The organism is Halomonas gemina (genome assembly GCF_023554995.1).
Taxonomy (GTDB): Bacteria; Pseudomonadota; Gammaproteobacteria; order Pseudomonadales; family Halomonadaceae; genus Halomonas; species Halomonas gemina.
This window is the reverse complement of record NZ_JAMJPK010000003.1, coordinates 460,218-479,432: the sequence shown is the minus strand read 5'-3', so window position 1 is coordinate 479,432 and position 19,215 is coordinate 460,218. Positions and strand designations below refer to the sequence as shown.

Sequence of the window (19,215 nt, the reverse complement as noted above, 5' to 3'; positions counted from 1 at the left end):
CAAACCTGGTTCCAGGACCGGAGGATTGCCATGCGATTTCTCAAGTACGCCGCCGCCGCCACGCTGATGGCCACGGCCCCCCTGGCTGCCGCCCAGCAGCTCTCCATCGCCACCGGGGGTACCGGCGGTACCTACTATCCCTACGGGGGTGGCCTGGCCGAGCTGATCGGCAACCACATCGAGGGCTACGAGGCCGTGGCCGAGGTCACCGGTGCCTCGGTGGAGAACATGGGACTGGTGTGGCGCGGGGACTCCGACCTCGCCCTGGCCCTGGCCGACACCGTCTACCAGGCCTACAACGGCACCGGCGACTTCGAGGGGCGCCAGCTGGAGAACATCCGCGCGCTGGCCTCGATCTACCCCAATGCCGTGCAGATCGTCACCCTGGCCGATTCCGGCATCGAGTCGCTCTCCGACCTCGAGGGCAAGACGGTCTCCGTGGGCGCGCCGGGCAGCGGTACCGAGGTCAATGCCCAGGCACTGCTCGAGGCCAACGGCATCAGCTATGACGACTTCGACCCGCGGCGCCTGAACTTCAACGAGACCGCCGACGCCATCCGCGATGGCGACATCGACGCCGGCTTCTGGAGCGTGGGCCCGCCCACCAGCTCGATCATGAACCTGGCCACCACCCGTGACATCCGCCTGGTCGGCCTGACCCAGGAGGAGATCGACAAGGCCCGGGAAGCCGAGCCCGTCTTCGCCGCCTACAAGCTGAAGGCCGGCCTCTACGAGGGCATGGACGAGGCGGTGCAGAGCATCGGCATCCCCAACGTGCTGGCGGTGAGCAGCGAGATGGATGAGGAAGTGGCCTACCAGATCACCAAGGTGCTCTTCGAGCAGACCGACGAGCTGATCGCCATCCACCCGGCGGCCAATGACACCACCGTGGAGTTCAGCGTGGAGTCGACCCCGATTGCCTTCCATCCGGGTGCGCTGCGTTACTACGAGGAGGTGGGCGCCGAGATCCAGGACCACCAGCGCCCCTGAGGCGATGCGTGACTGGCGCCTGAAAGCAGGGCGGGCCTGGCTGCCCGCCCTGCTGCTGTGTGTGGGCCTTGCGACCGGCGCTTCGGCGGCCGGCGCACCGGTGACCGGGAGCCCGGCCGACGTTGCCCGGCTCGAGGTGCTGGACAGCGACGGCGAGACCCTGGTGAACCTGCCGATGCCCGAGGGGGAGGGCTGGTGCCTGGAGTGGAACCACTCGGTCGAGGGGTTCCCGGTGCTGGACTGCTATCGCCATCGGCAAGGCCGCATGGTCCTGGTGCGCAGCCACCTGCCCGATTTCGCCGCGGGGCTCGACCATATCCCCGGGCGCGGTCGCCAGGTCTCCGACGGCGAGGGCGGCTACTGGATCGAGGCGATCGACGAGCCGGTACCCGGCAACGCCTACCGGCTGCGGGTGGGTGCCATGCGCGTCGACCACCGCCTGGTGGTGGACGGCGAGCGCATCAGCCTGAGTCGCCTGGCCGAGAACCGGCGGGTGACGATCCGTCTGGCCCTGCCCGCGGCCTCCGACTGAACGACAACCCTGCGAGAACACCACGATGAGCGATTCGGGTAACTCCCCCATCATTCCCGGTAGCCAGGCGAACCATTCCCGTCCGGTGCTGTGGCTGATCACCCTGGTGGCGGTGGGACTCTCACTGTTCCAGCTCTATTCGGCCGGCATCCAGCCGCTGGGCCTCTTCTACCAGCGCAGCATCCACCTGATGCTGATCATGATGCTGGCCTTCCTGATGTTCCCCTTGCCGGGGGCCAAGCATGATCGCGGCCCCGTCACCGGGCTGTTCGATACGCTCTTTCTCCTCGGGGCACTGGTCACCGGCGGCTACCTGGTGCTGTTCCTCGACGAGATCATCAACCGCGCCGGCTTCTGGAGCCAGACCGACATCGTGGTCGGCTGTATCGCCACCGTCACCGTGCTGGAGGCGGCACGCCGGGCGGTGGGCCTGGGCATGACCCTGATCGGTGTGGTCGCCATCCTCTACGCCTTCGCCGGCCCGCGCGGCGAGCTGCCGTGGCTCGGCCAGTTCCTGCCGGGCATCCTCGAACACCGTGGCTACAACCTCGACCGCCTGGTGGGCCAGCTCTACCTGGGCCAGGAGGGCATCTTCGGCCTGCCCATGGGGGTGGCGGCCACCTATATCTTCATCTTCGTGCTGTTCGGGGCCTTCCTGGAGATCACCGGCGCCGGCAAGTTCTTCATTGACCTGGCCTATGCCGCCACCGGCCGCCAGCGCGGGGGGCCGGCCAAGGCGGCGGTGATCGCCTCTGCCGGCATGGGCTCGATCTCCGGCAGCGCCATTGCCAATGTGGTGACCACCGGCGCCTTCACCATCCCGCTGATGAAGCGCCTGGGCTACAAGCCCCACCAGGCCGGCGGCATCGAGGCGGCGGCGTCCACCGGTGGTCAGATCATGCCGCCGCTGATGGGGGCGGGGGCCTTCCTGATCGCCGAGTACACCCGGATGCCCTACCTCGAGGTGGTCAAGGTGAGCATCCTGCCGGCGATCATGTACTTCGCCACCGTCTACCTCCTCGTGCACATCATCGCCCTCAAGCAGGGCATGCAGGGCCTCGCAAAAAGCGAGCTGCCCCAGATGCGCGACGTGATGGGGGCCGGTTGGCACTTCCTGCTGCCATTGGCGGTGCTGATCTGGCTGCTGGTGATGAACATGTCGCCGATGCGGGTAGGCTACTACGCCATCCTTACCATCCTGGCCGTGGCGGTGCTGCGCTTCGCGGTGTGGTTCCTGTTCATCGCGCCGCGCGAAGGGCAGAAAGTGACCGGGGAGACCCTGCGCGAGGCGGTCAAGGCCGGGCTGATCAAGCTGGTCGGCGGCCTCGAGCTGGGTGCGCGCAATGCCGTGGCCGTCTCCATGGCCTGTGCCGTGGCCGGCATCATCGTCGGCGTGGTGGGCCTGACCGGGCTGGGGCTGAAGTTCTCTTCCATGATGATGGCCTTCTCCGGCGGCAACCTGCTGCTGGCGCTGGTGATGGTGCTGCTGGCCAGCCTGGTGCTGGGCATGGGCCTGCCGGTCACCGCCAGCTACATCGTGCTGATCGTGCTGGTGGGGCCGGCGCTGACCGCCGAGTTCGGCGTGCCGCTGCTGATCGCCCACCTGGTGGTGTTCTGGTACTCCCAGGACTCCAACGTCACGCCGCCCATCGCGCTGGCCGGTTTCGCCGGCGCGGCGATCGCCGGGGCCAAACCCATGGACACCGGCTTCCAGGCCTGGAAGTTCGCCAAGGGGCTCTACCTGATCCCGCTGTTCATGGTCTACAACCCGGAGATCATCATGGGCGGGTCGCTGCCGGTGCTGGTGTGGACCGCGTTCATCGGCTTCTTGGCCCTGGGGGCCTTCGCCGCGGCCCTGGAGGGGTTCCTGTTCACCTGGATGTCCTGGCCGCTGCGCGTGGTGCTGCTGCCGGCGATTGCCGCGGCCTTCTACCCGAACCTGATGGTGGAAGTGGCCGGGGTGGCGGTGATGGTGCTGGGGCTTGCCGGCAACTGGCTGGCCAGCCGACGCGAGGCAGGGGTGCCGGCCGGCTGAGGGACCCGGCCAGACGCACAGGGCCCGCCCGGGAATGCCGGGCGGGCCCTGTGCGTCTCGGCCTGACGGCTTACTGGGAAGTCTCTGCCTCTGCGTCGGTGTCGGTGTCGGCCTCGGCCTCCGCCTCGACATCGGCCTCTACCTCGGCTTCGGCATCCTCCATGGTCTCGGCGGCGTCGTCGGCCGCTTCTTCCACCTCGGCCTCGGCGGCCTCCATGGTCTCGGCGGCGGCGTCGGCCGCCTCTTCCGCCTCGGCCTCGGCGGCCTCCATCGTCTCGGTGGCGTCGTCAGCCGCCGGATCGGCAGTCTCTTCTGCCGGCTCGCTGGCCTGCTGGGCCTCCTGCTCGACCTGTTCTTCCTGCGGGGCGGCCTCTCCAGTCGCCTCGCCGTCGTTGTCGCTGTCGCAACCGGCAAGCAGCAGCGAGCCGGCCAGTGCCGTGGTGAAAATCAGTGCACGCTTCATGGTCATTCTCCTTGAGGGTGTCCAGGAGGGCTTGTCCTTGGTGCCTCCTCACCATGACCTTAGCAACCAAAGTCGCATCCAGCATGCAAACTGGTGTCTGCTTGTGGCGACGGCAGGGAAGGGTAAAAGCTGCTGTCCGAGTGGTCAAGGTGACGGTGCAGGCCCGCAACGCTAGAATGTTCGGCTTCCCTTTTCGCACTCTCTACCGTACTGAGGCAGTCGCCGAGGAGTAGGCCATGCAGTCCGATACACAGGCGCCGAAGGTCGGCGTGATCATGGGGTCGAAGTCCGACTGGCCGGTGATGGAGCATGCCGTGGCGATGCTCGAGCGCCTGGGTGTGTCCTGCGAGACCCGGGTAGTCTCTGCCCATCGCACGCCGGACCTGCTGTTCGACTACGCCAAGGGCGCCGCCGAGCGGGGCCTCTCGGTGATCATCGCCGGGGCCGGCGGAGCGGCCCATCTGCCGGGCATGGTGGCCTCCCAGACGTCACTTCCGGTGCTTGGTGTGCCGGTGGAATCCAAGGCGCTGAAGGGCCTGGATTCGCTGCTCTCCATCGTGCAGATGCCCGGTGGCGTCGCCGTGGGGACGCTGGCCATCGGCAAGGCCGGCGCCACCAATGCGGGCCTACTGGCCGCGCAGATCGTCGGCCTGCAGGACGAGGCAGTGAGCGCGGCCGTGGAGGCCTTCCGTGCCGAGCAGACCCGCACCGTGCTCGACAATCCCGACCCGCGTCCCCAGCCCTGATAGCCAGCCCTGATAGAGAGACGAATGAAGGAGCCCACCATGAATATCGGCGTCCTCGGAGCTGGCCAGCTCGGCCGCATGCTGGCGCTCGCCGGCTACCCGCTGGCCAACCGCTTCACCTTCCTCGACACCACCGGGCACCCCAGTGCCGGCATCGGGGACGTGATGATCGACACCGACCGGAAGCACCTCGAGGCCTTCCTGGAGAAGGTCGACCTGGTCACCTACGAGTTCGAGCATCTGCCGGTCTCGCTGGTCCAGGCGATCGAGGAGGTCAGGCCGGTCTACCCCTCCAGCGAGGCGATTCGCGTCTGCCAGAACCGCGCCGAGGAGAAGGCGCTGTTCGACCGCCTGGGCATCCCGACGCCGGCCTACCGCCTGGTGGAGCACGCCGACGAGCTGGAGGCCGCGGCCCGCGAGCTGGGCTGCCCGGTGGTGGCCAAGTCGGTCACCGAGGGTTACGACGGCAAGGGCCAGGCGGTGCTCAAGGACCCGGCCGAGGCCCATGAGGCGTGGCGCGCGATCAACCACCCGCGGCTGGTGGTGGAGGCCTTCGTCGACTTCGTGCGCGAGGTGTCGATCATCGCCGTGCGTGGTCGTGACGGCGAGGTGGCCTTTTACCCCATGGCGGAGAACCAGCACGAGGACGGCATCCTGCGCTACTCCATCGCGCCCCTGCCGGACCTGGACGAGGGGGTCGAGCAGGTCGCCGACGGCTACATTCGTGCCCTGCTCGACGAGCTCGACTACGTGGGGGTGCTGACCCTGGAGCTGTTCCAGTGCGCCGACGGCAGCCTGCTGGCCAACGAGATGGCGCCCCGGGTGCACAACTCCGGCCACTGGTCCATCGACGGCGCGGTGACCAGCCAGTTCGAGAACCACCTGCGTGCCATCCAGGGGCTGCCGCTGGGCGATACCTCGGCACGCATGCCGACCTGCATGGTCAACGTGATCGGCCGTGAGGGTGAGCCGTCCGCGATCCTGGCCCTGCCGGATGCCCACCTGCACCGCTACGACAAGAGCGAGCGAGCCGGCCGCAAGCTGGCGCATATCAACCTGCTGGCGCCCACCCACGCCGAACTGCTGGAGCGGGCGCGCGCCTGTGCGGCCCTGCTGCCGGATGCCCCGGCGCCGCGCTTCAGCTTCGAGTAGGCCGGGTTCGCCCGCCGCCCATGACGAAGGCCCCGCTTATGCGGGGCCTTCGAGTTGTGGGTGGCGGGTGAGGTCTCAAGCAGCCGAGCGACGGCGCCTGAGGCCCAGGAGTGCACTGGCGATCCCGATGAGCACCATCACGGCGCTGACCCAGTAGGGGCTATAGAAGGTGGTATAGACCTCCCATCCCATCAGCCCGAGCATCTCGGAGAACAGCGTCGGGGCGCCGACCAGGTGGCCACCGAGGGTGCCGGCGGCGGCGAAGAACAGCCCGCCGATCAGCGCCAGAAGCACCAGCACCCAGCGCCGTGCCCCGTCGAAGGCCGCGCTGCCCGCGCGCCAGACCAGCATGGTCAGCATGGAGAAGATGCCCAGCGACCAGAACGCCATCAGGATGTGATTGCGCGCCAGGGGGCTGTGGGTGCTGGCCTCCAGCGGCCAGATCAGGAATCCCGTGACGATGGCGGCCAGGGCGCCCAGCAGGCTAAGTACCAGCACCGGCAGCAGGGCGGCGCGACTGAGGTCGGCCATCCGGCCGGGCAGCAGGGCGCCGACCAGGATCATCAGGGTGGCGAGTGCCCAGAAGCCCAGCGGGAAGTGGACGAGCATATGGTGCATGCCGGTCATGAGCGGTCTCCTTCACGGGTCGAACGGAAGCCGGGGAGCAGGGCAAGGGTCACCCCGAGCATGGCGATCAGCCCGGCCAACAGGGTCATCCACCACCGCCAGGTGATGGCGTCGTTGAACTCCATCTCCACCCCGTAAAGCGCCAGCTGCTTCTCGCTGTGGCGCGCGTGCACCGGGGTGCCCTCGGCGATGTCCTCCGCACCGGCATGGGCGCGGCTGATCAGCAGCGGCCAGTCCACCTGGCCGGGGTAGAAGAGGGTCATGTCGAACCACTCCTCGCTCCACTCGGGCGAACTGCCCGAGAAGCTGACGGCCTGGAGATCGGCCTCACGTCCCAGCCCCAGCGAGTAGGGGTGCGAGACATAGTGCCAGCGGCTGCCGGTGGCATTGCGGTAGACGGCGATGCCGATGTCGTAGATCCCCTGCTCGGCGAGAATCTTGTCGTCCAGCGGGTTGCCGGTGTCCAGGTCGCGCACCAGGGTCACGTCCCAGTGGCCGTCCTCCCAGCGTCCCTGGCCGTGGACGGCGATGCTGCCCCGCGACCCCTCGGGCTGGCGCAGCAGGCGGCGAGGGATCACGTCGCCCTCCTGCCAGTCGTGGTCGGGATCGAAGTCGGTCCGATTGTCTTCCGACAGGTAGTAAATGCTGTCGAAGTCGACCTCGCCGGAGGTCACGTCCTCCCAGCGCAGGGCGCGCTGGCCCGTCTTCTCGGGGTCGAGCATCCAACGTGGCTGGTTGGTGTCGCCATCCCAGTTGGTGGTATAGGGCCCCGTGCCGGCATCGCTGTTGCGGAATTCACCGACCCACTGGTCATCCGAGGCGCCGATGGGGTTGGAGCGCCCGGCCCGCCAGTGCCAGAGGTCGAGGAAATAGCCGGCCTCACGCTGGGCGGCGAGGACGTCGGCATCCGCCACGCTGCGCCAGTCGTTCTGGTCGGTGCGGGTGGCGGGCAGGTACTTGCGGACGTCGCTTTGCCCCAGCTGCTTCCCGAGGTGGGGGTGTTCCGAGACCTCGGCCGGGCTCGCCGAATCGCTGAAGAAGCGCATCTGGTCACCCACGGTGATGTAGCCGCCATAGCGGCCGAAGTCGGGGACCCCACCGTCGTCCACCAGCATGGCGACCCGATCCTCGTAGGTGCCGTCGGGGTCGGGCCCCGGCCGGGAACTGCCGTGGCGGACCCACTCGCCCTCCGTGTAGCGCAGCATGTCATGGTAGACATGGGCCTGCTCGGCGGGCCAGCGGTAGCGGAAGAAGATCTGCTCATCGTTGTAGGCGGCCTGGACCTGCAGCGGCATGGTCAGCTCATCGGGGATCGAGATGTTGCGCTCCGGGTCATCCTCGATCACCCCGCTGCCCTGGGTGACCCAGGCGAGGCCCAGCGCGACGGGCAACCCCAGGACCAGCCACGGGCTGGCGCCCTTGTCTTGACGTGCCATGTGAACTCCTGGATCAGAGGGTAAAGTGTTGTAACGGACCTTCAGTGTGGACCCTGATCGCCCTCTTGGCATGACACAGGTCAAGTCGGTGCGACAAGGCGCCACATCCGCTGATGGCGGGCCGTCGCGTTACCGGGCCCGTGGGTGATCGGGATCAAGGAAACATCGACTCGTGACGCTTTGCATTGCTCCCGGCACGACCAGGGCAACAATGGGAGGACATCACTCGAGCAGGGGAGGGAGGATGCGACGCCATCCGAGAGCGGGCGATCTCGCCCTGGCGGCGGCCGTGCTGCTGCCGCTGGCGGCGGCCCTGCCGCGGCTAGGCTGGCCCGCCGATGACGCCGGCGCCTGGCTGGCCTGGATTGGCCGTACCACGGGGATCCTGGGGCTTGCCATGCTGCTGCTGGCGGCGACGACCAGCATCCGGGTGCCGGGCTGGGATCGTCCCTTCGGCGGGCTGGCCCGGCTCTGGCGGCTGCACCACTGGCTGGGCTTCGGCGCCTTCGTGCTGCTGATGGTCCACGCCCTGGCGCTGGCGCTGGCGGCGGTGCCGCTGGGGCTGCCGGTGGCGCTGGAGGTGCTCTTCCCGCCCGTCTCCCGGGGCGCCATCTGGCTCGGCTGGCTGGCCTGGCTGGCGATGGTGCTGTTCCTCGCCCCCACCTTCGGCTTCTTCGGCCGGCCCCACTACCAGGCCTGGAAGCGTCTGCACCTGGTGTCGGCCGCCGCCCTGCTGCTGGCCCTGGGCCATGCCCTGCCGCTGGCGGGGGAGGCCTGGCCCTGGTGGCTGCTGGGGCTGGCCGGCCTGGCGGCCATCGCCTGGCGCAAGCTGGGCTCGTGCCGGACGCGGCTGGCCTATCGCATCGAGGCGGTGGAGCCGCTGGCCCGCGGGGTGGTGGAGCTGGTGCTCGCCCCGCAGGGGCGGCGGCTGGCCCACGAGCCCGGGCAGTTCGTCTACCTGGCCCCGCTGGACGCGACACTGGCGGCCGGCCGCGGCGAGGAGCATCCCTATACCCTCGCCTCGGCCCCGGCCGATGAGTGCCTGCGCATCGGCATCAAGGACCTGGGCGATGCCAGCCACGCCCTGCAGTCGGTGACGCCGGGCTCGATGGCGCAGGTCGAGGGCCCCTATGGCGACTTCTTCGGCCGCCATCCGTCGGGTCGCGACCGGCTCTGGCTCGGCGGGGGCATCGGTATCACGCCTTTCGTCGGCGGGGCCCGCGACCTGCTGGCCCGGGGGGTGGTGGACGGGCAGGTGCTGCTGGTCTACCTGGCCAACCGCCCGGAGCGGGCCTACTACCTGGACGAGCTCGAGTCGATCGCCGAGCGGCTGGCGGACTTCGCGGTGGTGGCGCACTACTACCTGGAGCGGGGCGCCCTGGACCTGGCCTTCCTCGCCGAGCACTGTCCCGACTTTTCCGAGCGGGAGATCCATCTCTGCGGCCCGCCGGCCATGAACGCCCACCTGAGGCGACTGCTCGCCGGCCAGGGGGTGCCACGCTCACGCATCCATAGCGAGGTCCTCGATTTCCTGTGAACACCGTCGCCTACACCGTCTTCGTCGCCTTCCTCTCCAGCGTGCTGACGCTGGTCGCCGTCAATGCACTCTCCTCGCCGGACGCGGCAGTCCCGGGCGACCCCGAGGCCATCACCCACGAGGAACTGGCCCGCCACGACAGTGCCGAGAGCTGCTGGAAGGCCATCCATGGCACGGTCTATGACGTCACCGGCTTCATCGCCGACCACCCGACCCCCGCGGCGGTGATGCTCGAGTGGTGTGGCCGCGATGCCAGCGAGGCCTGGGACAACAAGCGCCCCGGCCGGCCCCACAGCAGCTTCGCCGAGGGCATGCTGGAACGCTTCCGGATCGGACGGCTGGTCGACTAGTCGGTTGCGCCGCCATGCTAGGCTGGGCGCTCGCCGACCTCCCCCCGAGCGATGAGGAAACGACAAGGTGGCACTTCCCGACACACTCGCCTGGCTGCCCGTCGAGCCGAGCCTGGCCGCGGCCAGCCTGATGCTGCTGGGGGTGATCCTCTCCACCAGCATCCTGGCCGACGTGGTGGCCAGCCGCACCCGCCTGCCGCGCATCTCGCTGCTGGTGCTGGTGGGCGTCGGGGTGGCGGTCATCCAGCAGTGGGGCCTGGACCAGCCCGGTGCCCGGCCGCTGGATGGCCTGGCCGAGCCGCTGATCCAGGTGGCCCTGGTGATGGTGGCCTTCCTGCTCGGCGGCGAGCTGACCCTGGACCGGCTGCGCAGCACCGGGCCGCTGATCCTGATCGTCTCGCTGTCGGTGATCCTGGCCGGGGTGCTGTCCGTGGGCCTCGGCCTGCTGGCGCTGGGATTCCCGCTGGCGGTGGCGGTGTCGCTGGCCGCCATCTCCGTGGCCACCGACCCGGCGGCGGTCAGCGAGACGGTCCATGAGAGCGGCGACAGCCGGCTGCGCGCCCGGTTGCTGCTGGGGATCGTCGCCATCGACGACGGCTGGGGCATCCTGGCCTTCGGCCTGGCCATGGCGCTGCTCGGCTGGTGGCTCTCGGGCGATGGCGGCATGGCGCTGCTGCATGCGACCTGGGAACTGGGCGGGGCAATACTGCTGGGCACCGCGATCGGGCTGCCGGCCGCCTGGCTGACCGGCCGGCTGCGCCCCGGGGAGCCGACCCAGGTCGAGGCCATGGCGCTGATCCTGCTGCTGGCCGGGACCTCCGCCTGGCTGGGGGTCTCGTCGCTGCTGGCCGCCATGCTCGCCGGGACCCTGGTGGCCAACCTCTCTCGCCACCACACCCGCTCGTTCAACGAGATCGAGCATATCGAGTGGCCCTTCCTGGTGTTCTTCTTCGTGCTCTCGGGCGCCAGCGTCGACCTCTACCACCTGGACGAGGCGCTGGGCCTGACCCTGGCCTACATCCTGCTGCGCCTGGCGGGGCGCTATCTGGGCGGCCTGCTTGGCGTCCGTCTCGCCCGGCAACGCCAGGCCGAGCTGCCGGCGAACCTCGGCCTGGCACTGACCCCCCAGGCCGGGGTGGCGATGGGCATGGCGCTGCTCGCGGCCGAGCGCTTTCCCGAACACGGCCCGGTGCTGCTCTCGGCGGTGGTGGCCTCGACCGTGGTCTTCGAGATCCTCGGGCCTTTGCTGGTCAGGCGGGTGCTCCGCTGACGGACGCCTCGGGTGGCCCGGCAGGGGTCGTCAGCCGAGCTGGCCGGCGAGCCATAGCCACAGCGCCATCGCCGCGAAGTGGCCCGGGTACCAGGCGAGCCACAGCCGGCGCGGCATGGCCGTGGGGACCGCCGGGGCCAGGCGGTGGGCGCCGGCAGCCAGCAGCAGCGCCGCCAGGCAGGTTGCTACGGTGAACGACTTGGCCATGTCGGAGCTGTTCATCAGGCCGGCGACGACCAGCACCGGCAGCGCCATGGCGGTGGCCTTGAGGCGCTCGGCGAGCGCGCTGCCGGCCACGTGCAGGTGTTGCATGGCGAGCATGTAGAGGGGGATCATCAGCAGGCCATGGTGGCCGTACTCGACCCAGAGGCCGGCGAGCCCCCACACGCCCAGCGCGACGGCGGCCTCGGCGACCAGCCTCGGCTGGCCGAGGGTACCGGTGGCGAGGCGTGCCGGCAGGGCGCGCAGCCAGACGCCCCCCGTCAGGCCCAGCGAGAGGGTGAAGCAGATGTTGAGGATCAGGGCATCGGAGGCGCGCGGCATCAGCATGTAGGGCAACTGGGCGACCAGGCCGATCACCAGGATGCGCCGGGCGTAGCGCAGCGGGTTGCGGGTGTTGAAGAGCCCGTGCCAGGCGACCATGGCGGCGAACAGCGGGAAGGCGATGCGGCCGATGGAAGAGCCCGCCCAGCCCAGGTCCCAGGCATCCGGCGCTACGTAGCGGGACAGGTGGTCGACGGTCATGGTCACCAGCGCCAGCCATTGTCCCCAGCCGGTCCAGGTGGACGAGGGACGGGCGCTGCCCGGCGTGGCGGGGGCCATGGCATCGGCGGTGGCATTTCCCTGTGGGGTCATCGGAACCTCCCTGGCGTGACGATGCGGACCGATTGACCGGGGCCGCCGGCAGGAGTTCCGGGTCGCCATTCGGCGACAGCTTGGTGCCGGGAGAGCACGGGATGCGAAACGGATTCGGATTCGACCTGCGCAGCATGGAGATCTTCGTCGAGGCCCTGGAGCAGGGCAGCCAGAGTGCCGCCGCCCGGCGCCTCGGGCTGACGCAGTCCTCGGTGTCGCAATGCCTGGCCAACCTGGAGCATGCCCTGGGGGTGGCCCTGTTCAAGCGCCACAGCCGGCCGCTGGAGCCCACCAGTGCCGGGCGGCTGTTCCACGACCGGGCCCGGCGCATGCTCGAGGAGGCCCGGGCCACCCGGCGCGAGCTGCTCTCGGGGACGGCGGGACAGCTGCACCAGGTGCGCATGGCGCTGGTGGACTCGCTGGCCACCGCGGTCGGCCAGCCGCTGATCGAGGTGATCCGCCGCCACACCGGGGACTACACCCTCACCACCGGGCTCTCGCACATGCACGGCCATGCGCTGCTCACCCGGCACGTGGACATCATCATCTCCGACGACCGGCTGGAGAACTACGACGGCCTGGAGCGCCACGCCGTGCTCGGCGAGCCCTTCGTGCTGGTGGTGCCCGCGGAGGTGCCTGGCCCCCTGGACAACCTGCGCTGGCTGGCCCGCCAGCTCGACTTCATGCGCTACACCCCCCAGTCGCTGATCGGCCAGGCGATCGAGCGCCACCTGCGCCTCAACCAGCTGGAGCTGCCGGCACGGCTGCACCTGGACAACACCTTCGCGCTGCTCAGCCTGGTGAGTGCCGGGGCCGGCTGGGCCATCACCACCCCGCTGTGCCTCTATCAGGCGGGCCTGACCGGGCTGCGGGTGCGGGTCGCGCCCCTGCCCACCGGCCCCTTCGCCCGCCAGCTGACCCTGGTCGCGCGGCGCGACGAACTCGGCGCGCTGCCGGCCCTGCTGGCCAGCGACAGCCGCCGGCTCCTCGAGCGCCACTTCCTGGCCGAGATCACCCGCGAGCTGCCCTGGCTGGCCGAGGGGATCCGCTTCGACGCCTGAGTCCCCGCGGCTCTGCCCCCCGACGGGGCAGGGTGCCCGCGGTTGCCCCTGTGGCATGCACTATCGGTTCTGTCGATAGTTCAGCCGTTGTCGAGGCCGATGCTGCTTGCGGTTCCTCCCGGGCCTGCCAAGACTCCAGGCATCGTCGGCCCGGGAACAATGACAACGCCATGCCGAGAGCCATCGTCTGTTACGTGCGCTGGGTGGATGCCTTCAACCGTCGGGTGGGGCGCCTGGTGATGCTGCTGATCTTCGTGATGATTGGCCTGCTGCTCTATGCCTCCATCTCGCGCAGCCTGTTCAACAGCCCGCTGGTGTGGGGCATCGAGGTCTCCCAGTTCCTGATGGCCAGCTACTACCTGCTGGGCGGGGCCTACTCCATGCAGCTCGATTCCCACGTGCGCATGGACCTCTTCTATTCGCGCTGGTCCGACCGCACCCGGGCCCTGGTCGATGTTCTGACCATGCTGCTGCTGTTCGTCTTCCTCGGGGCCCTGCTGGCCGGCGGCATCTCCAGCACCGGCTATGCGCTGCGCTACGGCGAGACCAGCTACACCACCTGGGCCCCGCCCCTGGCGCCGATCAAGATCATCATGACCCTCGGCATCCTGCTGATGCTGCTGCAGTGCCTCTCGACCTTCTTCAAGGACATCGCGCGGATCCGCGGGGAGGTCATCGAATGACCTACCAGACCATCGCCGCGCTGATGTTCTCGACCATGATGCTGCTGCTGCTCACCGGGCAGCGGGTGTTCGGCGTCATCGGCTTCGTCGGGGCCGCCTCGGCGCTGCTGCTGTGGGGCGACGGCGGGATCGAGATGCCGTTCACGGCGGCGATCCAGCTGATGAACTGGTATCCGCTGCTGACCCTGCCGCTGTTCATCTTCATGGGCTACATGCTCTCGGAATCGGGCATCGCCGGCGAGCTCTACGAGATGTTCCACGTCTGGATGGGCTCGCTGAAGGGGGGCCTGGCGGTGGGCACCATCGGCCTGATGGTGGTGATCTCGGCGATGAACGGCCTGAGCGTGGCGGGGATGGCCATCGGCGCGACCATCGCCCTGCCGGAGCTTTTGCGCCGCGGCTACGACAAGACCATGGTCACCGGGGTGATTCAGGCGGGCAGCTCGCTGGGCATCCTGGTGCCGCCCAGCGTGGTGCTGGTGCTCTACGGCATGATCGCCCGCCAGCCGGTCAGCCAGCTGTGGCTGGCGGGGGCCATCCCCGGGCTGATCCTGGCCGGGCTCTTCGTGCTCTACATCGTCGTGCGCTGCCACTTCCAGCCCCACCTGGGGCCGGCACTGCCCGCCGAGGAGCGCAACCTTAGCCTGGCCGAGAAGCTGCGCCTGCTGCGCGCCGGTATCCTGCCGCTGCTGATCTTCTTCTTCATGACCGGCCTGTTCCTGATGGGCGTGACCAGCCTGGTGGAGAGCTCGGCCGTCGGCGCCCTGGCGGCGCTGGCCAAGCGGCGGCTCACCGGCAAGGTGATGGAAGCGACGCTGCACAAGACGCTGGGCATCAGCTGCATGTTCATGTGGATCATCCTCGCCGCTCTCTGCTTCGGGGCGGTGTTCGACGGGCTCGGGGCCGTGCGCGCCATCGAGGGACTCTTCCTCGACCACATCGGCATGAGCCCCTGGCAGATACTCGTGATGATGCAGCTCTCCTACATCCTGCTCGGCATGTTCCTCGACGATACCGCCATGCTGGTGATCGTCGCGCCGCTCTACGTGCCGCTGGTGATCAGCCTGGGCTTCGACCCGATCTGGTACGGGGTGCTCTATACCATCACCGTGCAGATCGCCTACATGACCCCACCCTTCGGCTACAACCTCTTCCTGATGCGCGCCATGGCGCCGCCGGAGATCTCGCTGGGCGACATCTACCGCAGCGTCTGGCCCTTCGTGGGCATCATGCTGGTGGGACTGGCGCTGATCACCGTCTTCCCGCAGCTGGCGCTGTGGCTGCCGCAGCTCTATCGCGGCTATTGAGCGACCGGGGCGAGCGCTCCCAAGGAGGTGACGACACGCGACTGCAACGACCTTGCCGAACAACAACCACCATCGCAGGAGAAGACCCATGACCAACCGTCGCGATTTCCTCAAGAAGGCCGGGGTGGCCACCGCCGCCACGGTCGGGGCGGCCAGCGTCGGCGCCCCCTACGTGCAGGCGCAGTCCAGCCCGATCCGCTGGCGCCTGCAGACCTATGCCGGCCCGGCGCTGGCCGAGCATGTCATCAAGCCCTCCATCGATGCCTTCAACCGGGCCGCCAACGGCGAGATGGAGATCGAGCTCTACTACGCCGACCAGCTGGTACCCACCGGCGAGCTGTTCCGCGCCATGCAGCGCGGCACCATCGATGCGGTGCAGAGCGACGACGACTCCATCAACGCCCCGGTGGACGTCTCGGTGTTCGGCGGCTACTTCCCCTTCGCCTCGCGCTACAGCCTCGACGTGCCGGCGCTGTTCCACCACTACGGCCTCAAGGAGATCTGGGAGGAGGCCTACGGCGAGGTGGAGGGCGTGACCTGGCTGGGTTCCGGCTCCTGGGATCCCTGCAACTTCGTCACCCGGGAACCGATCCGCAGCATCAAGGACCTGGAAGGCAAGCGGGTCTTCACCTTCCCCACGGCGGGGCGCTTCCTCAGCCGCTTCGGCGTGGTGCCGGTGACCCTGCCCTGGGAGGACATCGAGGTCGCCATGCAGACTCGCGAGCTCGACGGCATCGCCTGGGCCGGCATCACCGAGGCCTACACCGTGGGCTGGGCCAATGTCAGCAACTACTACCTGACCAACAACATCTCCGGCGCCTGGTCGGGCTCCTACTTCGCCAACACCGAGCGCTGGGAGGAGCTGCCCGAGCACTTGAAGACGCTGTTCCGGCTGTGTATGGACAGCTCCCACTACTACCGCCAGCACTGGTACTGGTGGGGCGAGGCGCACTACCGCACCACCGGCGGCAAGCTGGAGCTGACCTCGATCCCCGAGGAGGAGTGGCAGACCATCGAGGACGAGGCGCTGTCGTTCTGGGACGAGATCGCCCAGGAGAGCGAGCGCAGCGCCAAGCTGGTGCAGATCCTCAAGGACTACCGCCAGACCATGCAGGAGGCCGGCCCTCCCTACCGCTACTCCTGAGCAACGCACGGGGTGGTGCGGCGCCCGTCGCCCGCCCCGCAGGCTCGCCGTCCATCGACGGCGGGAGAGCTCCCGGCAGGATGAGGAGGTGCCATGAGCCGATTGCAGCCAAGAGCGGTCGCCAGTGCCGAGGACGCGCGTCGCATCGTCGAGGCCCGTGGCCTCAGCCACGTCAAGGTGGGGATGTTTGACATCGACGGCGTGATGCTCGGCAAGTACATGGGGCGCGCGAAGTTTTTCGCCTCCCTGGAGAAGGGGTTCCAGTTCTGCGACGTGGTGCTGGGCTGGGACAGCAAGGATGAACTCTACGACAACGTGCGCTTCACCGGCTGGCACACCGGCTATCCGGATGCGCCGCTGCGCATCGTGCCGCAGAGCTGCCGCGAGGTACCCGCCGAAGGCGACATGCTGCTCTTCCTCGCCGAGTTCGAGGGCCCCGCCGAGGCGATCTGCCCGCGCGGCCTGCTCAGGCGGGTGCTGGCCCGGGCCGAGGCGATGGGCCTCAGGGCCCGTGCCGCCCTGGAGTACGAGTTCTTCCTCTTCCATGAGACGCCGGAATCGGTCCGCGAGAAGGGCTTTCGCCACTTGCGGCCGTTCACCCCCGACATGATGGGCTACTCCATGCTCAGAAGCTCGGTGCATGGCGAGCTCTACCACGAGCTGCTGGCCATGGCCGAGGCCATGGACTTCCCCATCGAGGGGCTGCACACCGAGACCGGCCCCGGGGTGCTCGAGGCGGCCATCGGGGTGGACGAGGCGCTCGCCGCCGCCGACAAGGGGGCCCTGTTCAAGACCTTCACCAAGGTGTGGGCCCAGCGGCGTGGCCTGATGGCCACCTTCATGGCCAAGTGGTCGCCGGACTATCCCGGCCAGAGCGGCCATATCCACCTCTCGCTGAACCATGCCGACAGCGGCACCTCGGCCTTCTTCGATGCCGCGGCGCCGGACCGGATGAGCGACCTGCAGCGCCACTTCGTGGCCGGTCAGCAGGCCCTGATGCCCGAGCTGCTGGCGATGTTCGCCCCCACCATCAACAGCTACACCCGGCTGATTCCCGGCTTCTGGGCGCCCACCGATGCCACCTGGGGCGTCGAGAACCGGACCACCGCGCTGCGCGTGATTCCCGGCAGCGAGGCCTCCCAGCGGGTCGAGTACCGCCTGGGCAGCGCCGACGCCAACCCCTACCTGGCGATGGCCGCGGCCATCGCCTCGGGGCTCTGGGGCATCGAGCAGCGCCTCGAGCCCGACCCGCCGGTCGAGGGCAACGCCTACGATCGCGAGCACCCCCCGCACCAGGCGCTGCCCCGCACCCTGTGGGAGGCCGCCCAGCGCCTGCGGGGCTCGACGGCGGCCCGTGACCTCTTCGGCGACGACTTCGTCGAGCACTTCGCGGCGACCCGCGAATGGGAGGAGCGCCAGTTCCGGCGCCATATCACGGATTGGGAGTTGGATCGCTATTTCGAGATTATTTGAGCGCCGAGCGGCGCCGGGGACAGGCCGTAGCGGGGGTCCTATGCCAGGGATGGCATCGGTAGCGTCCAGGGAGGGATTCACAGCGCCCCCGCGAAGACCTGTCGCCGGATCAGCCGCGAGTGCTGACACCGGTTGTCCTGTCATTTGTCCGAGGAGGGGAGCATGGCCATACAGCGCACGATTTCGCCGGTGGACGGTTCGGTCTACGTGGAGCGGGAACAGGCCTCTGCGGCGGCCATCGAGGCGGCCCTCGACCGGGCTGTGGCGGCACAGCGCGCCTGGCGCGAGGTGCCGGTGGAGGAGCGCGCGCGTCTCTGCTCGCGCATGGTGGATGCCTTCGTGGCCCGCCGCGACGCCCTGGTGGAGGAGCTGACCTGGCAGATGGGACGGCCCATCGCCGCCGCCGCCGGCGAGGTGGGCGGCTTCGAGGAGCGGGCGCGGACCATGATCGCCCTGGCCGAGGAGGCGCTGGCGCCGATCCACCTGGCTGAGAAGCCCGGCTTCACGCGCTACATCACCCGCGAGCCGCTCGGGGTATCGCTGGTGGTGGCGCCCTGGAACTACCCCTACATGACCGCGGTGAACGCCCTGGTGCCGACGATCATGGCCGGCAACAGCGTGCTCCTCAAGCACTCTGCCCAGACGCCGCTGTGCGCCGAGCGCCTCCAGCAGGCCTGCGACGAGGCCGGGCTGCCGGCCGGTGTCTTCCAGCACCTGCACCTCTCCCACGCCGACACCGAGGCACTGATCCGCGACCCGCGGCTCGACCACGTTGCCTTCACCGGCTCGGTGGCGGGTGGGGCCATGGTCGAGCGCAACGCCGCCGGGCGCTTCATCGCCACCGGCCTGGAGCTGGGAGGCAAGGACCCGGCCTACGTGCGCGCCGATGTCGACCTCGATGCCGCGGTGGACGGGGTGATGGACGGGGCCTTCTTCAACTCGGGGCAGAGCTGCTGCGCCATCGAGCGTCTCTACGTCGATGCCTCGATCCACGACGCCTTCGTCGAGCGCGCGGTGGCCTGGGTGCGCCAGCTCAGGCTCGGCAACCCCACCGATCCGGCGACGACCCTCGGCCCGCTGGTCAGGCCGGCGGCGGCGGACTTCGTGCGCGGCCAGGTGGAGGAGGCGGTGGCGGCCGGCGCCACCGCCTGGATCGATCCCGGCGACTACCCGCTCTCGGTGCCCGGCAGCGCCTACCTGGCGCCCCAGCTGCTGACCGGGGTCGACCACGGCATGCGCGTGATGACCGAGGAGAGCTTCGGTCCGGTGGTGGGCGTCATGCCGGTGGCCGACGACGAGGCGGCCATCGCGCTGATGAACGACAGCGCCTTCGGCCTCACCGCGGCGGTGTTCACCCGCGACCTCGTCGCCGGCGAGGCCATCGCCCGGCGGCTGGAGGCCGGCACGGTCTTCACCAACCGCTGCGACTACCTGGACCCGGAACTGGCCTGGACGGGCGTCAAGCAGTCCGGGCGTGGCTGTTCGCTGTCGCGGCTGGGCTACGAGACCCTGACCCGGCCCAAGTCCTTCCATCTCAAGCATGCCTGACGGCGG

The 19,215-nt window shown here is 69.2% G+C and carries 18 protein-coding genes; 14 read left to right on the top strand and 4 right to left on the bottom strand.

Annotation, left to right across the window (positions count from 1 at the left end; all coding sequences use genetic code 11):
* The first annotated feature begins 30 nt into the window (after window positions 1–30).
* The 3 genes from M8009_RS08930 to M8009_RS08920 are packed head-to-tail and all read left to right on the top strand — an operon-like array spanning window position 31 to window position 3,557.
* Window positions 31–990 carry a TAXI family TRAP transporter solute-binding subunit gene (locus M8009_RS08930; RefSeq protein WP_250060475.1) on the top strand — a complete coding sequence of 320 codons (960 nt, stop codon included), beginning with the start codon at window positions 31–33 and terminating at the stop codon, window positions 988–990.
* 4 nt (window positions 991–994) lie between these two features.
* Entirely contained in the window at window positions 995–1,522 is a 528-nt protein-coding gene (locus tag M8009_RS08925; protein WP_250060474.1) for a DUF1850 domain-containing protein, read from the top strand.
* Between the two features lie 25 nt (window positions 1,523–1,547).
* On the top strand, window positions 1,548–3,557 hold the full coding sequence (locus tag M8009_RS08920; protein ID WP_250060473.1) for a TRAP transporter permease: 2,010 nt from the start codon (window positions 1,548–1,550) through the stop codon (window positions 3,555–3,557).
* A gap of 70 nt (window positions 3,558–3,627) precedes the next feature.
* Here the strand turns inward: M8009_RS08920 and M8009_RS08915 are convergent, their stop codons facing one another.
* Window positions 3,628–4,020, bottom strand: a complete 393-nt coding sequence (locus tag M8009_RS08915; RefSeq protein WP_250060472.1) for a hypothetical protein — start codon at window positions 4,018–4,020, stop codon at window positions 3,628–3,630.
* Window positions 4,021–4,256: 236 nt separating this feature from the next.
* On the opposite strand from M8009_RS08915, the gene purE reads away from it, so the two are divergent.
* Both purE and M8009_RS08905 read left to right on the top strand, forming a co-directional pair.
* Window positions 4,257–4,766: a 5-(carboxyamino)imidazole ribonucleotide mutase gene (gene purE / locus M8009_RS08910; RefSeq protein ID WP_250060471.1), complete on the top strand. Its 510-nt coding sequence runs from the start codon at window positions 4,257–4,259 to the stop codon at window positions 4,764–4,766.
* A gap of 39 nt (window positions 4,767–4,805) precedes the next feature.
* On the top strand, window positions 4,806–5,918 hold the full coding sequence (locus M8009_RS08905; protein ID WP_250060470.1) for a 5-(carboxyamino)imidazole ribonucleotide synthase: 1,113 nt from the start codon (window positions 4,806–4,808) through the stop codon (window positions 5,916–5,918).
* Between the two features lie 75 nt (window positions 5,919–5,993).
* Here the strand turns inward: M8009_RS08905 and M8009_RS08900 are convergent, their stop codons facing one another.
* Together M8009_RS08900 and M8009_RS08895 are read right to left on the bottom strand one after the other, a co-directional pair.
* Window positions 5,994–6,545 carry a DUF2231 domain-containing protein gene (locus M8009_RS08900; RefSeq protein ID WP_250060469.1) on the bottom strand — a complete coding sequence of 184 codons (552 nt, stop codon included), beginning with the start codon at window positions 6,543–6,545 and terminating at the stop codon, window positions 5,994–5,996.
* Complete coding sequence (locus M8009_RS08895; RefSeq protein WP_250060468.1) at window positions 6,542–7,981, bottom strand: ethylbenzene dehydrogenase-related protein; 1,440 nt, start codon at window positions 7,979–7,981, stop codon at window positions 6,542–6,544. Before M8009_RS08895 ends, M8009_RS08900 begins: the two co-directional genes overlap by 4 nt.
* 244 nt (window positions 7,982–8,225) lie before the next feature.
* On the opposite strand from M8009_RS08895, the gene M8009_RS08890 reads away from it, so the two are divergent.
* The 3 genes from M8009_RS08890 to M8009_RS08880 all read left to right on the top strand — a co-directional run bounded on the left by M8009_RS08890 (window position 8,226) and on the right by M8009_RS08880 (window position 11,138).
* Complete coding sequence (locus M8009_RS08890) at window positions 8,226–9,518, top strand: ferredoxin reductase family protein (protein WP_250060467.1); 1,293 nt, start codon at window positions 8,226–8,228, stop codon at window positions 9,516–9,518.
* Complete coding sequence (locus tag M8009_RS19225) at window positions 9,515–9,868, top strand: cytochrome b5 domain-containing protein (RefSeq protein WP_250060466.1); 354 nt, start codon at window positions 9,515–9,517, stop codon at window positions 9,866–9,868. Before M8009_RS08890 ends, M8009_RS19225 begins: the two co-directional genes overlap by 4 nt.
* Window positions 9,869–9,935: 67 nt before the next feature.
* Window positions 9,936–11,138, top strand: a complete 1,203-nt coding sequence (locus tag M8009_RS08880) for a cation:proton antiporter (RefSeq protein WP_250060465.1) — start codon at window positions 9,936–9,938, stop codon at window positions 11,136–11,138.
* 30 nt (window positions 11,139–11,168) lie between these two features.
* Here the strand turns inward: M8009_RS08880 and M8009_RS08875 are convergent, their stop codons facing one another.
* Window positions 11,169–11,993, bottom strand: coding sequence for a TraX family protein (locus tag M8009_RS08875; protein ID WP_250060464.1), 825 nt, complete (start codon window positions 11,991–11,993; stop codon window positions 11,169–11,171).
* 101 nt (window positions 11,994–12,094) lie between these two features.
* Between M8009_RS08875 and M8009_RS08870 the strand changes: the two genes are divergently transcribed.
* From M8009_RS08870 to M8009_RS08845, 6 genes are all read left to right on the top strand, one after another.
* Window positions 12,095–13,054 carry a LysR family transcriptional regulator gene (locus M8009_RS08870; protein ID WP_250060463.1) on the top strand — a complete coding sequence of 320 codons (960 nt, stop codon included), beginning with the start codon at window positions 12,095–12,097 and terminating at the stop codon, window positions 13,052–13,054.
* A 170-nt stretch (window positions 13,055–13,224) separates the two neighbouring features.
* The gene (locus tag M8009_RS08865) at window positions 13,225–13,737 is read left to right on the top strand and encodes a TRAP transporter small permease subunit (protein WP_250060462.1); all 513 of its coding nucleotides are present in this window, start codon (window positions 13,225–13,227) and stop codon (window positions 13,735–13,737) included.
* A complete protein-coding gene (locus M8009_RS08860) occupies window positions 13,734–15,044 on the top strand; it encodes a TRAP transporter large permease (protein WP_250060461.1) in 1,311 nt (436 codons plus the stop codon). The genes M8009_RS08865 and M8009_RS08860 overlap by 4 nt, the downstream gene beginning before the upstream one ends.
* An 88-nt stretch (window positions 15,045–15,132) precedes the next feature.
* Window positions 15,133–16,188, top strand: coding sequence for a TRAP transporter substrate-binding protein (locus tag M8009_RS08855; protein WP_250060460.1), 1,056 nt, complete (start codon window positions 15,133–15,135; stop codon window positions 16,186–16,188).
* 93 nt (window positions 16,189–16,281) lie between these two features.
* Window positions 16,282–17,661 (top strand): glutamine synthetase family protein, encoded by a 1,380-nt coding sequence (locus M8009_RS08850; protein ID WP_250060459.1) that lies wholly within the window; start codon window positions 16,282–16,284, stop codon window positions 17,659–17,661.
* Between the two features lie 162 nt (window positions 17,662–17,823).
* Window positions 17,824–19,209 (top strand): aldehyde dehydrogenase family protein, encoded by a 1,386-nt coding sequence (locus tag M8009_RS08845; RefSeq protein ID WP_250060458.1) that lies wholly within the window; start codon window positions 17,824–17,826, stop codon window positions 19,207–19,209.
* Window positions 19,210–19,215: the final 6 nt, after the last annotated feature.

Excerpts from the sequence above, each read along its gene's own strand:
- M8009_RS08930 (WP_250060475.1), top strand. The coding sequence starts at position 31 with ATGCGATTTCTCAAGTACGCCGCCGCCGCCACGCTGATGGCCACGGCC.
- M8009_RS08925 (WP_250060474.1), top strand. The coding sequence starts at position 995 with ATGCGTGACTGGCGCCTGAAAGCAGGGCGGGCCTGGCTGCCCGCCCTG.
- M8009_RS08920 (WP_250060473.1), top strand. The coding sequence starts at position 1,548 with ATGAGCGATTCGGGTAACTCCCCCATCATTCCCGGTAGCCAGGCGAAC.
- M8009_RS08915 (WP_250060472.1), bottom strand. The coding sequence starts at position 4,020 with ATGAAGCGTGCACTGATTTTCACCACGGCACTGGCCGGCTCGCTGCTG.
- purE (WP_250060471.1), top strand. The coding sequence starts at position 4,257 with ATGCAGTCCGATACACAGGCGCCGAAGGTCGGCGTGATCATGGGGTCG.
- M8009_RS08905 (WP_250060470.1), top strand. The coding sequence starts at position 4,806 with ATGAATATCGGCGTCCTCGGAGCTGGCCAGCTCGGCCGCATGCTGGCG.
- M8009_RS08900 (WP_250060469.1), bottom strand. The coding sequence starts at position 6,545 with ATGACCGGCATGCACCATATGCTCGTCCACTTCCCGCTGGGCTTCTGG.
- M8009_RS08895 (WP_250060468.1), bottom strand. The coding sequence starts at position 7,981 with ATGGCACGTCAAGACAAGGGCGCCAGCCCGTGGCTGGTCCTGGGGTTG.
- M8009_RS08890 (WP_250060467.1), top strand. The coding sequence starts at position 8,226 with ATGCGACGCCATCCGAGAGCGGGCGATCTCGCCCTGGCGGCGGCCGTG.
- M8009_RS08875 (WP_250060464.1), bottom strand. The coding sequence starts at position 11,993 with ATGACCCCACAGGGAAATGCCACCGCCGATGCCATGGCCCCCGCCACG.
- M8009_RS08870 (WP_250060463.1), top strand. The coding sequence starts at position 12,095 with ATGCGAAACGGATTCGGATTCGACCTGCGCAGCATGGAGATCTTCGTC.
- M8009_RS08865 (WP_250060462.1), top strand. The coding sequence starts at position 13,225 with ATGCCGAGAGCCATCGTCTGTTACGTGCGCTGGGTGGATGCCTTCAAC.
- M8009_RS08860 (WP_250060461.1), top strand. The coding sequence starts at position 13,734 with ATGACCTACCAGACCATCGCCGCGCTGATGTTCTCGACCATGATGCTG.
- M8009_RS08855 (WP_250060460.1), top strand. The coding sequence starts at position 15,133 with ATGACCAACCGTCGCGATTTCCTCAAGAAGGCCGGGGTGGCCACCGCC.
- M8009_RS08850 (WP_250060459.1), top strand. The coding sequence starts at position 16,282 with ATGAGCCGATTGCAGCCAAGAGCGGTCGCCAGTGCCGAGGACGCGCGT.
- M8009_RS08845 (WP_250060458.1), top strand. The coding sequence starts at position 17,824 with ATGGCCATACAGCGCACGATTTCGCCGGTGGACGGTTCGGTCTACGTG.